The following is a 12,515-nucleotide window of genomic DNA, read 5'->3' as shown; positions in this document are numbered from 1 at the left end:
TCTCTCATGGGGCCTGCCTTGCCAGGCTTTCGTGGTGTTCGGCGCTCTCCCCCGCCGCCGGCCCGAGCTCCGCCTCCTCGATGCGCTTGTAGGCGGCCAGCGCCTGGCCCACCACCTGGTCCATGTTGTAGTAGCGATAGGTCCCCAGACGGCCGATGAAGATGACCTTGGGTGTCGCCTCGGCCAGGTGCTGGTAGCGCCGGTACAGCTCGGCGTTTTCCGAGCGTGGAATCGGATAATAGGGCTCTCCCTCCGCGCTGGGATATTCGTAGGTCAGGCTGGTGCGCTCGTGGGTCTGGCCGGTGAGGTGCTTGTACTCGGTGATGCGGGTGTAGGGCACCGCTTCGCTGGGATAGTTGACTACCGCCACTGGCTGGAAGCGCGGCGTATCGCGCGTCTCGTGCTTGAAGGTCAGGGAACGATACGGCAGGCGACCGAAGCGATAGTCGAAGAATTCGTCGATGGGTCCGCTGTAGACCAGGTGCTCATGGGGGATCAGTTCGCGGATCTCGCGGTAGTCGGTGTTGACCATCACCTTGATGTTGGGGTGATCCAGCATCCGTTCGAACATCCGGGTGAAGCCATGCAGGGGCATCTGCTGGAAGGTGTCGCCGAAGTAGCGATCGTCGGTGGTGGTCCGGGTCGGCACCCGCGCCGTCACCGAGCGGTCCAGTTGCGACGGATCCAGTCCCCACTGCTTGCGGGTATAGCCGCGAAAGAAGGTCTCGTAGAGTTCGCGCCCGACCTGGTTGATCACCACGTCCTCGGAGGTGCGGATGTCTTCGACCGGCTCGGCGCGGGCGGCGAGAAAGGCTTCGGCGCCCTGCTCGTCCAGCTCCAGGCCATAGAGGCGATTGAGGGTGGTCAGGTTGATCGGGATGGGCACCTGCTGACCCGCGACGTCGGCCAGGACCCGGTGCTCGTAGGGCCGCCACTCGGTGAAGCGCGACAGGTAGTCGACGATGCGCTGGGAATTGGTGTGGAAGATGTGCGGACCATAGCAGTGCACCAGCACCCCGGCATCGTCATAGTGATCAAAGGCATTGCCGCCGATGTGCGGGCGCCGATCCACCACCAGCACGCGCTTGCCCAGCCCCGCGGCCAACCGTTCCGCCAGCACGCTGCCGGCGAAACCGGCCCCCACGATCAGATAGTCGAAACGCTCAAGCGCCGTTACCGCCATTGGATCTTCTCCCGCATCAGGTCACAGGTGCTGTCCCAGGACATCCCGGTCAGCAGGGCATCGGCGCGCGCCAGAAAGGCTTCGCGCTGATCTTGACTGGCCAGGGCCGCCTCGCAGGCAGCGACGAAGGCCTCGGCGCCTTCGGCGATCCAGACCACGCCGCTGTCGCCGTAGGTGCGCACCACATCGGTGATGGGCGTCGACACCACCGGACAGCCGCCGGCCAGGTATTCGGGCGTCTTGGTGGGGCTGATGAAACGCGTCGCCTCGTTGAGGGCAAAGGGCATCAGGGCCACGTCCCAGCCCGCCAGATAAGCCGGCAACTCGTCATAGGTCTTGCCGCCCAGGTAATGCAGATTGGGCAGCTGCGGCAGGCTGGCTGGATCGATCTTGACCACCGGGCCCAGGATCACCCACTGCCACTGGGGACGCAGCCGCGCCACCGCGGCCAGCAGGTCGAGATCCAGGCGCTCGTCGATCACGCCATAGAAGCCCAGCCGCGGCCGCGCCAGACCGGCCTGGTCTGCAGGCTCCGGCAGGGCCGCGCGAGCCTGACCGAAGTGCGCCACGTCCACGCTGCTGGGAAAGGGAAAGACCCGCGGATGGCGGTCACGCTTGGCCTCGTAGAGGCTGTAGCCCCCGGTAAACACCAGGTCGGCGCGCTGCAGCAATTCCCGCTCCCGCTGCAGCAGGGCCGGGGGCGCGCCGCGAAAGGCCGAGAGTTCGTCCATGCAGTCGTAGACCAGGGTCTGCGCCGGGATCTCGCCGGCATAGTCCAGCGCCATGGGCGTGAAATACCAGGCCACCGCCACCGGTTGCCGCACCTCCTGCAGATAGGTCTGCAGCAGTTCCTGCTGGGCGCAGGCTCGGGCTTCCGCGGACAGGCAGCGAGGCAGATGAGGCACCAGTACCCGCACGCCGTTCTCTTCCACCCGCATCTCGAGGTGCGACCGGCCATCCGTGGCATCCAGGGGCTCTTCGCAATAGAGCACGTTGTAGTGCTCGGCGAAGCGCACCATCTCGTGCTGCGGACGCTGGTAGACGAAGCTCCAGCGCAAATGGGCCAGGCATAGCAGCAGCGGCCTGGCGGGATCCAGGGGGCGCTCCGCAACGCGCGCGGGCTGTTTGGTCTTGCCGATCGTTTCGGTATGGGGGCCGGCCCAACTCATGGTGTGCTCCTGTGAGATCGAACGCCTGGCCGAAGGCGGCACAACAGCCGCGCCTCGGCCGGCGCCTTGGCAACTTGCAAAACGTCCAGAGACCGTCCCGAAGGTATCGGCAGTCTGACTGCGCGATATCGAGCAACGTTATCGACTTATCCAATTGGCAAGGGTTCATAACTTTATCGATGAACTTCCGCTTCGCTAGAACCAATATCCTCATTCAACTTCAGAACAACGTCTGCTCGATGAATTGGCATAACTAACGCCTCGCTCGAAAATAATTAAAGCGAAGCGTTAATTGCACTCGAGTCTGCACGAAACAGTTATTTCGAATTAATGGCTACAGGCTTGGTGAGGACGGTTGCATGTTGATGATCACGGGCGGCGCAGGCTACATAGGTTCTCATACGACGCTGGAGCTGCTCCGTGCGGGCCACGAAGTGGTGATACTGGACAACCTGGTCAACAGCCGGGTGGAGGCCGTGCAGCGCCTTACCACGCTCGCCGGGCGGGCGCCTGTCTTCGTGCGCGGGGACGTCCGGGATCGCGCCCTCCTGGATCGGCTGTTTCTAGAGCTGCCGATCACCGGGGTCCTGCATTTCGCCGGACTCAAGGCGGTCGGCGAGAGCGTGCAGCATCCCCTGCGCTATTTCGACAACAACGTCGGCGGCACCCTGGTGCTCTGCCAGGCCATGGCCGCCGCCGGGGTGCACCAGCTGGTCTTCAGCTCTTCCGCCACCGTCTACGGTCACTGCATTCCACCCATCAGCGAAAGCTGCCCGACTGCCGAGCCGACCAACCCCTATGGCCAGTCGAAACTCATGGCCGAGCAGGTGCTGCGCGGGCTGGCCGGGGCCGATCCGCGCTGGTCCATCGCCGTGCTGCGCTACTTCAATCCCATCGGCGCCCATCCCTCCGGCCTGATCGGCGAAGACCCCCAGGGCACGCCCAACAACCTGGTGCCCTATCTGCTGCAGGTGGCCAATGGTCGTCGGCCCTGGCTGGATGTCTACGGCGACAACTACCCGACACCCGATGGCACCGGCGTGCGCGACTACATCCATGTCCAGGACCTGGCCCGCGGTCATCTGGCGGCGCTGAACGCCCTGGCCGAGCGCTCCGGGGTTTCGACTTGGAACCTGGGCACCGGACGCGGACATTCGGTCAAGGAGGTGGTGGCGACCCTGGAACAGCAACTGGGCCGCGACATCCCCTGTCACTTCGCCCCGCGACGCGCGGGGGACGTGGCCCAGTGCTGGGCCGATCCGGAAAAGGCTTGGCAGGAACTGGGTTGGCGCGCCGAACGCAGCCTTGCCACCATGCTGGAAGATGCCTGGCGCTGGCAGTCGCTCAATCCCCATGGCTATCGCCAGACGGCCAAGGCGGCTATCGCCGTGGAAGAAGTTCTCGAAAAAGAACAACGTGCGAGCGAACCCGCCACGCGTTCCGCTTGAACCTGGAAATTATTATGGCCGATAAATAAGGCTTCGCTTAAACCAAACGAAGCCTTATTTTTTCAGTTATTGCCTTGGCACTGCCTTGAAGCAGTTTTTAAACGAAGCGACAACTATGGGTACGTCTTTATTACCGCTTCGTTATAACCAACAACGCCTGCAGTTATTGGCAGAAGGAGTGAAGATCAGACCCTTGCGGGCCTGATCCCTGGCGCTAGCGGACGCCTTGCGCCTCGAGGATCTGCAGGAAGGCATCCTCGTCCAGCACCTTGACCCCCAGTTCGTTCGCCTTGGTCAGCTTGGAACCCGCCCCTGGCCCTGCGACCACCACGGCGGTCTTGGCCGACACCGACCCCGACACCTTGGCGCCCAGGGCTTCCAGGCGCTCCTTGGCCTCGTCGCGACTCATGGCCTCCAGGGTTCCGGTAAGCACCCAGGTCTGGCCGGCGAACGGCAAACCCTGCACCGCCTGCCGGGTACTTTCCCAATGCATGCCGAAGGCCTTGAGCTGCGCCTCGATGGCCAGCGCCTGGGCAACGTGGTCCGCCTCGGCGAAGTACTCGCGCAGCCCCTGCTTGGCTCGCTCGTTGAGGCCGGACAGGGTCTTGAAGGTCAGCCAGTCCTGCGAGCCTTCGATCAGGGCCGCCAGGCTGGGAAAGGCCGCGGCCAGGGTCTTGGCCCCGGTCTTGCCCAGGTAGGGAATGTGCAACTGGTCGAGGAAATCGGCAAAGGCCGCGTAGCCGGAAAATTCGGCATGCACCTCCCCCTCGTCGGCCAGCTCGATGCCGTTGGCCAGCAGCGCCTCCAGCACGTCGCGGTTGTGCGCGGACTGGAAGAAGTTGTGAATCTCGAAGGCCACCTCGGGCCCGATGTCCGGCAGATAGACCAGCACCTCCGGCAGGGCCTCGCGGATTCGCTGCAGACTGCCCAGGGCGCGTGCCAGGCGCTTGGCGGTCTCCTCCCCCACCTCGGGGATGCCCAGGGCGAAGATGAAGCGCGCCAGCGCTGGCCGGCGGCTGGCCTCGATGGCGGCCAGCAGATTGCGACTGGACACCTCGGCGAAGCCTTCCAGCTCGACCACCTGCTCGTAGGTCAGGGTGTAGAGATCCGCCGGCGACTTCACCAGCGCGCGATCCACCAGTTGCTCGACGATACGATCGCCCAGGCCGTCGATGTCCATGGCCCGCCGCGAGGCGAAATGGATGATCGCCTGCTTGAGTTGCGCCTGGCAGGCCAGCCGGCCGACGCAGCGATAGACCGCGCCCTCGCTCACCGACTCCTTGCCCTTGCCGCGCTTGATCAGCTGGGTACGCTCCACCGCCGACCCGCACACCGGACAGTGGGTGGGGATCTCCACCGGGCGCGCATTCGCCGGCCGCCGTTCCGGCACCACCTGCATGATCTGCGGAATGACGTCCCCGGCGCGACGCACGATGACGCTGTCGCCGATCATCACGCCCAGCCGGGCGATCTCGTCCATGTTGTGCAGGGTGGCATTGGTCACGGTGACGCCGGCCACCTGTACCGGCTTGAGGCGGGCTACCGGGGTGATGGCACCGGTGCGCCCCACCTGGAATTCGACGTTGAGCAATTCGGTCAGCTCTTCGCGCGCCGGAAACTTGTGCGCCAGGGCCCAGCGCGGCTCGCGGGCGCGGAAACCCAGCTCGCCCTGCCAGTCCAGGCGGTTGACCTTGTAGACCACGCCGTCGATCTCGTAGGCCAGGGTATCGCGGCGCTGGCCGATGTCCTGATAGTAGGCGCGGCAGCCTTCCGCGCCCTGCACCCTGCGCAACTCGCGGCTGATGGGAATGCCCCACTCACGCAGCCGCTGCAGGATGTCGTACTGGGTCTCCGGCAGTGTCCCGCCCTCGACCCGCCCGAAACCGTAGCAGCAGAACTCCAGCGGCCGCTGGGCGGTGATCCGCGAATCCAGCTGACGCAGGCTGCCAGCCGCGGCGTTGCGCGGATTGGCGAAGGTCTTGCCGCCGCTCTCAATGGCCCGGGCATTGAGCGCCTCGAAGCCGGCGCGGGACATGAACACCTCGCCGCGCACCTCCAGCACCGTCGGCCAGCCCTCGCCCTGCAGGCGCAGCGGGATGTTGCGGATGGTGCGCACATTGGCGGTGATGTCCTCCCCGGTGGTGCCGTCGCCGCGGGTGGCGCCGCGGGTCAGCACCCCTGCCTCGTACAGCAGGCTGACCGCCAGGCCATCGAGCTTGGGCTCGCAGGTGTACTCGACACCGGAGTCCGGCCCGGCGAAGTCGGTCTCGCCGAACTCCTCGCGCAGGCGTTTGCCGACGCTGCGGTCGAAGTCCTGCAGATTCTCGTCGGCGAAGGCATTGCCCAGGCTGAGCATGGGCACCTCGTGGCGGATGGTGCCAAAGGCGGCCAGGGCCGAGCCGCTGACCCTCTGGGTGGGCGAGTCGGGCGTCACCAGTTCGGGATGGTCGGCCTCCAGCGTCTTGAGTTCGCCGAACAGCCGGTCGTACTCGACATCGGGCACGCTCGGCTCGTCCAGCACATAGTAGCGGTAGTTGTGGGCGTCGATCTCGCTGCGCAGGGCGGCGATGCGGGTGACAGCATCTTGGGCGTCGGTCATGGCGGTCTCTCACTGTCGCCACCCCAGGGGGTGGCCCTGACGGCACCAGCGGCGCCGCGGCAAAACTTACAAACAAAAAGAGCAGCCGAGGCTGCTCTTGGTTCGCTCCGGCGCGATCAACGCTTGAGCATCAGACTCTTGCGTTCGAAGTCGACGATGCGCTGGCGGTAGTGTTCGATGGTCTGGGCGGTCATCACGCTGCGCTGCTCGTCCTTCAGCTCGCCATTGAGCTCCGAGGACAGCTTGCGCGCCGCGGCGACCATGAGGTCGAAGGCCTGCTTGGGATGACGCGGACCGGGCAGACCCAGGAAGAAGCTCACCGCCGGGGTGTGGAAGTCGTCGATGGCATCCAGGTCGAAGGTGCCCGGACGCACGGCGTTGGCCATGGAGAACAGCACCTCGCCATTGCCCGACATGCTCTCGTGGCGATGGAAGATGTCCATGTCGCCGAATCGCAGCCCGCTTTCGAGGATGTTCTGCAGCAGTGCCGGACCGGAGAAGCCCTTTTCGTCGCGGGAGATGACATTGATCACCAGCACCTCGTCCACCGGCGCCATGGCGGCCTGACTGCTGCCGCTGCCGACGGGCTCGCTGACGGGCTCGCGCTCGGGCGCCTTGCTGCTCAGCGGCTTTTCCTTGCGCGGCTTGTCGCGACCCCGCGTTGCCACCTCGTCGGAATCGACGGCCAGGCCCGCCAGACCTTCATCGCCCGCGGACAGATCAAAGCTGTCGGCACTGGGTTCTTCACGCCGTTCTTCGCGACGCTTGCGCTGGGTGGAGCGTGGCGGTGTCGGCTCGCCCGGATCGTCCAGCGACGGCTCCTTGGGCTCTACCACCCGCGTCGGACCGACGATTTCCGGATCCTCGTCCTCGTGATCCGGATGATTGCTCAGCGACTGGTCAAGCTTGAACTTGAGCTTGCCCTTGCCGCTCATGCGACGCCAACCATCGAACAGAATACCGGCGATGACGATGACGCCGATGATGATCAGCCACTCGCGCAGACCCATATCCATGAAAAAGACATACCCCTGTGAAAATAATGGACCGACAGCCGTCGGGAAACTTTGGAAAGTCGACGCTTGCGAGGTCTTTCCAAAACCTCCGAAACCTACGCCAAGTCAGTGTTCTTCTTAGCTTTTTCCACTTACCGCTAGCGCGGCCATAAGCTAGCACGACTGCTGCCAACTTTACACCGCCAAGCCACGAGGCTGTGGGGTACTAGGCATCGACCATGGCCACGGCCTCTTCCACATCCACCGCCACCAGCCGCGAACAGCCCGGTTCGTGCATGGTCACACCCAGCAACTGATCGGCCATCTCCATGGCGATTTTGTTGTGCGTGATGTAAATGAATTGCACCTTCTCCGACATGCTCTTGACCAGGCGGGCATAACGGCCGACGTTGGCGTCATCGAGAGGAGCATCCACTTCATCGAGCATGCAGAACGGCGCCGGATTCAACTGGAAGATGGCAAATACCAGCGCCAGTGCCGTCAGGGCCTTTTCGCCACCCGACAGCAAATGGATGGTGCTGTTCTTCTTGCCCGGCGGGCGCGCCATGATCGCAACCCCGGTATCGAGTAAATCTTCCCCAGTAAGTTCCAGGTAGGCGCTGCCGCCACCGAAAACTTTTGGGAACAGCGCCTGCAGGCCGTGATTGATCTGGTCGAAGGTGTCCTTGAAGCGATTGCGGGTTTCCCGATCGATCTTGCGGATGACGCTTTCCAGCGTCTCCAGCGCCTCCACTAGATCGGCGTTCTGGGCATCCAGATAGGTCTTGCGCTCGGCCTGCTGCTGATATTCGTCGATGGCCGCCAGGTTGATCGGTCCGAGTCGCGCGATCCGCGCCGCGACCGCTTCCAGCTGCTCTTCCCAGGCGACTTCGCTGGCCTCGGCGGGCAGGGTCGCGATCACCGTCGGCAGGTCGTAGCCATCGGCCGCCAGCTGCTCGGCGAAGCCGCTGCGCCGCGTCGCCAGCCCCTGCCATTCCAGGCGATGCTGCTCCAACTGGCCGCGCAGCAGGGTCCCCTGCTGCTCCGCCTGCAGACGCCGCCGCTCGAAATCGCGCAATTCCCGATCGGCGTCTTCCAGGGCCAGGCGCGCCGTGCGCATCTCCTCGTCCACCTGCAGGCGCCGCTCCAGCAACTCCTCCAGACGCAGCCGCACCTCATCGAGGGGCTCGCCGCCCTCTTCCAGGTTGAGCGAGAGCTGCTCGCAGCGCTCGCCGAGCCGCGCCGTCTGCAATTCCAGTCGTTCCAGGGCCTGGAGGGTCGACTGGCGCTGGGCTCTCAGGGTGGTCAGCCGCACCGTCAGCTGATGGAGTTGTTCCTGGGCCTGGCGCTGACGCTGCCGCGCCGAATCCACCGCCTGGCGATGCCGGTCGCGCTGCTCCTGCAGCTGCGCGCGCTGCTCGGTATCCACCGCCATGGCATCGAGAGCGTCCTGCAGCCGCAACCGGCATTCACCCAACTCTTCCTGCTCACGCGCCACCTGCTGCTCGACATCCCTGAGCTCCGCCTCCAGCTGCCGGCGACGAATGCTCAACTGCTCGGCCCGCGCCTGCTGCGCGGACAGCTGGGCGCGGGATTCGGCCAGGCGCAGCTGCTCCTGCTGCTGGCGCCGCCGCGCCTCTTCGCGTTCGCTTTCCAACCGCTGCTGGGCAGCGCGACGGTCCTCCAGTCGCTCTTCCTGCATGGCGAGCGCCTCGCCGAGTTCCAGGCGGCGTGCCTGCAATTCCTCCAGCTCACGCCCACGCGCCAGCACACTGCCCTCGGCCGCCTGGGCGCGGCGCACGCGCAAGAAGTGCCGGGAAAGCCAGTAGCCTTCCGGGGTGATGAGACTCTGACCCGGTGCGAGGGCCGCCCGGCGCGCCAGGGCTTCGTCGTAGCTGTGGGCGATCAGCACCTGACCCAGCCAGGGTGACAGGTCGCGCGGGGCCTGCACCTGCTCGAGCAGGCTGCCCGCGGCGACCGGCACCGCGCCGGGCAGTGCCAGATTCAGGGCGCCACTGGCGAAGCTGTCGAGACGCAGGGCCTCCAGATCATCCAGACAAACCGCCTGCAGGTCGCTGCCGAGGACGGTTTCCACCGCCAGCTCCCAGCCGGGAGTGACCTGGACCTCGTCCGCCAGCTGCGGCGCCGCGGCGAGCCCCTCGGCTTCGAGCCACTGAGCCGCGCCGGTATCGGGGGCCAGCGCCGCCTGCTGCAAGGCCTCCAGCGAGGCGATGCGGCCTTCCAGCCGCTGCAATTCGCCCTGACGCTGACTCTGCTCATTGGCCAGTCCCAGCAATTCTTCCCGCAGTCGCTGCAAGCCCTCGGCGACCTGCAATTCCTGCTCGGCCAGGCCTTCCAGCAGCAATTCGTCTTCGGCGATCTGCTCTTCCAGCATGACCAGCCGCTCGGAGGGACCATCCTCGCCCAGCAGGGTGCGCTCGTCGCGCAGCCGGCGCTGCCGCTCCATGCCGCGCTCCAGGCTCTGCTCCAGGGAGCGAATGCGCGCCTGCTGCACATCGGCCTCCCGCTGCGGCTCGACGCTCGCGGCGCTGAGCGCTTCCCAGCGTTGCTGCCAATCCGCCAGCGCCAGCTCCGCCTCTTCCAGCGCGGCGCTGCCCTCCTCGCCCAGCTCCCGGGCCGCCTCTTCTTCCGGTTCGAGCATCGCCAGCTCTTCTTCGAAGGTGGCGAGCAGCACCCGGTCGTGCTCCAGGTGGGACTCGGCTTCGCTGCGGGCCTGTTCGGCTTCGCGCAGATCGTCCTGCAACTGGCGCTGACGCTGCTGACCGTGCTGGATGGTCTGCTCCAGGCGGGCGATGTCACCCCCCAGAGAGTAGAAGCGCCCCTGCACCAGGTTGAAGGCTTCGCTCAGCTCATGATGACCGTCGCGCAGCCGCTCGATGCCGGCGTCCGCCTGGCGCTGCTCGGCGGTCAGGGCTTCGAGAGCGGTTTCCTGGTCGCGGATCACCTTTTCGCGCTGCTCGACACGGCCATCCAGCTCGCGCCAGCGCACCGCCTGCAATTGCGCCTTGAGTTGCCGCTCCTCCTGCTTGAACGCCTGGAAGCGTTCGGCCGATTGCGCCTGGCGGTGCAGCCGTTCCAGCTGGCGCTCCAGCTCTTCGCGCAGGTCGGTCAGGCGGGCGAGATTCTCCTGGGTGCGGCGAATGCGATTTTCGGTCTCGCGCCGCCGCTCCTTGTACTTGGAGATGCCGGCGGCTTCCTCGATGTAGTGCCGCAGGTCCTCGGGCCGCGCCTCGATCAGCTTGGAGATCATTCCCTGCTCGATGATCGAATAGCTGCGCGGCCCCAGGCCGGTGCCGAGGAAGATGTCGGTGATGTCGCGCCGGCGGCACTTGGTGCCGTTGAGGAAATAGGTGTTCTGGCCTTCGCGGGTCACCCGCCGGCGGATGGAGATTTCCGTATAGCTGGCGTATTCGCCCACCAGGGTGTGGTCGGAGTTGTCGAAGATCAGTTCGATGGAGGCCTGGGACACCGGCTTGCGGCTGTTGGAGCCGTTGAAGATGACGTCGGTCATCGACTCGCCGCGCAGATTCTTGGCCGAGCTCTCGCCCATCACCCAGCGCACGGCGTCGATGATGTTCGACTTGCCGCAACCGTTGGGGCCGACCACCGCTGCCATGTTGCTCGGGAAGTTCACCGTCGTCGGATCGACGAAGGATTTGAATCCCGCCAGCTTGATCGACCTCAACCGCATATCAGGAGCCCTTGTTCACCGCGCCGTGCCCAACCGCAGGCGAAAGGGCGAAAGTCTACCATTGGCGGCCCGCCTGCCGTTGCCGCGCATGAGCTTATTTCCAGGCGTTCTGCACGCCACCGGGGCGACAGGCTATAGTCCTGCACCCCCACTCGCAGGATGCCCCCATGAAGATCCTTCGCTTCACCCTGCTCGCCGCCGCCCTGGCGGCCAGCGCCAAGGTCCTGGCCGCGCCGCCGCTGCTCAACGTCTCCTACGACGTCATGCGCGACTTCTACAAGGACTACAACCCGGCCTTCCAGGCGCACTGGAAAGCCGAGCACGGCGACACCCCAGTGATCCAGATGTCCCATGGCGGCTCCAGCAAGCAGGCGCGTGCGGTCATCGATGGCCTGCAGGCCGACGTCATCACCATGAACCAGGCTACCGACATCCAGGCCCTGGCCGATCGCGGCCTGGTGCCCAAGGACTGGGAAACCCGCCTGCCCGATCGCAGCGCGCCCTTCACCTCGGCCACGGTGCTCATCGTCCGCCAGGGCAACCCCAAGGGCATCCATGACTGGTCCGATCTGCTCAAGGACGGCGTCCAGGTGATCGTGCCCAACCCCAAGACCTCCGGGAACGGTCGCTACACCTACCTCTCCGCCTGGACCTATGCGCTGCGTCAACCGGGCGGGGACGAGCAGAAGGCCCGCACCTTCGTCGCCGACCTGTTCAAGCACGTGCCCATCCTGGACACCGGCGGTCGCGCCGCCACCACCACCTTCATGAAGAACCAGCAGGGCGATGTCCTGGTGACCTTCGAGAACGAAGCCGAGATGATCGCCCGGGAATTCGGTCGCGGCGGCTTCGAGGTGGTCTATCCGAGCATCTCGGTGCAGGCCGAGCCGCCGGTGAGCGTGGTCGACAGCGTCGTCGACAAGAAGGGCACCCGCGCCGAGGCCGAGGAATACCTCAAGTATCTCTGGTCCGACCAGGGCCAGAAGATCGCCGCGGATAACTTCCTGCGCCCGCGCAACGCCCAGATCCTGGCACAGTACGCCGATCGCTTTCCCAAGCTGGAACTGATCGATGCGCAGAAGGAATTCGGCCCCTGGAGCGGCATCCAGAAGACCCACTTCGCCGATGGCGGGGTCTTCGACCAGATCTATACGCCCCAGTGACAGGCTCGCGCCCGGCCAGGTGCCGGGCGTCCGGCGGGCATGAATGACGCGCACACAAAAACACCGCCCGGAGGCGGTGTCTTTGTTTATTTGGAGCGGGAAACGAGACTCGAACTCGCGACCCCGACCTTGGCAAGGTCGTGCTCTACCAACTGAGCTATTCCCGCAATGTGGCGTCCCCTAGGGGACTCGAACCCCTGTTACCGCCGTGAAAGGGCGGTGTCCTAGGCCACTAGACGAAGGGGA

General features: G+C 65.4%; 7 protein-coding genes and 1 tRNA gene. 2 read left to right on the top strand and 6 right to left on the bottom strand.

Annotated features, from left to right (window positions below; genetic code table 11):
* Positions 1-4: 4 nt before the first annotated feature.
* The gene (gene glf, locus QKY98_RS21620) at positions 5-1,183 is read right to left on the bottom strand and encodes a UDP-galactopyranose mutase (protein WP_284671566.1); all 1,179 of its coding nucleotides are present in this window, start codon (positions 1,181-1,183) and stop codon (positions 5-7) included.
* Positions 1,174-2,352, bottom strand: a complete 1,179-nt coding sequence (locus QKY98_RS21615; RefSeq protein ID WP_284671565.1) for a glycosyltransferase family 1 protein — start codon at positions 2,350-2,352, stop codon at positions 1,174-1,176. The genes glf and QKY98_RS21615 overlap by 10 nt, the downstream gene beginning before the upstream one ends.
* A gap of 359 nt (positions 2,353-2,711) precedes the next feature.
* On the opposite strand from QKY98_RS21615, the gene galE reads away from it, so the two are divergent.
* Positions 2,712-3,800 (top strand): UDP-glucose 4-epimerase GalE, encoded by a 1,089-nt coding sequence (gene galE / locus QKY98_RS21610; protein ID WP_284671564.1) that lies wholly within the window; start codon positions 2,712-2,714, stop codon positions 3,798-3,800.
* Between the two features lie 214 nt (positions 3,801-4,014).
* Here the strand turns inward: galE and ligA are convergent, their stop codons facing one another.
* The 3 genes from ligA to smc form a co-directional block, all read right to left on the bottom strand.
* Positions 4,015-6,399, bottom strand: coding sequence for an NAD-dependent DNA ligase LigA (ligA, locus tag QKY98_RS21605; RefSeq protein ID WP_284671563.1), 2,385 nt, complete (start codon positions 6,397-6,399; stop codon positions 4,015-4,017).
* A 116-nt stretch (positions 6,400-6,515) separates the two neighbouring features.
* Complete coding sequence (gene zipA / locus QKY98_RS21600; RefSeq protein ID WP_007162238.1) at positions 6,516-7,415, bottom strand: cell division protein ZipA; 900 nt, start codon at positions 7,413-7,415, stop codon at positions 6,516-6,518.
* Positions 7,416-7,620: 205 nt separating this feature from the next.
* Positions 7,621-11,106, bottom strand: coding sequence for a chromosome segregation protein SMC (smc, locus tag QKY98_RS21595; RefSeq protein ID WP_169854270.1), 3,486 nt, complete (start codon positions 11,104-11,106; stop codon positions 7,621-7,623).
* A gap of 167 nt (positions 11,107-11,273) precedes the next feature.
* On the opposite strand from smc, the gene QKY98_RS21590 reads away from it, so the two are divergent.
* Positions 11,274-12,269, top strand: a complete 996-nt coding sequence (locus QKY98_RS21590; protein ID WP_027597712.1) for a sulfate ABC transporter substrate-binding protein — start codon at positions 11,274-11,276, stop codon at positions 12,267-12,269.
* Between the two features lie 91 nt (positions 12,270-12,360).
* Here the strand turns inward: QKY98_RS21590 and QKY98_RS21585 are convergent.
* A tRNA-Gly gene (locus QKY98_RS21585) sits at positions 12,361-12,436 on the bottom strand.
* Positions 12,437-12,515: the final 79 nt, after the last annotated feature.

Source organism: Pseudomonas sp. HR1 (genome assembly GCF_030175875.1).
Classification (GTDB): Bacteria; Pseudomonadota; Gammaproteobacteria; order Pseudomonadales; family Pseudomonadaceae; genus Chryseomonas; species Chryseomonas oryzihabitans.
The sequence above is the reverse complement of the archived record's forward strand: the minus strand, read 5'-3'. Positions and strand labels throughout refer to the sequence as shown.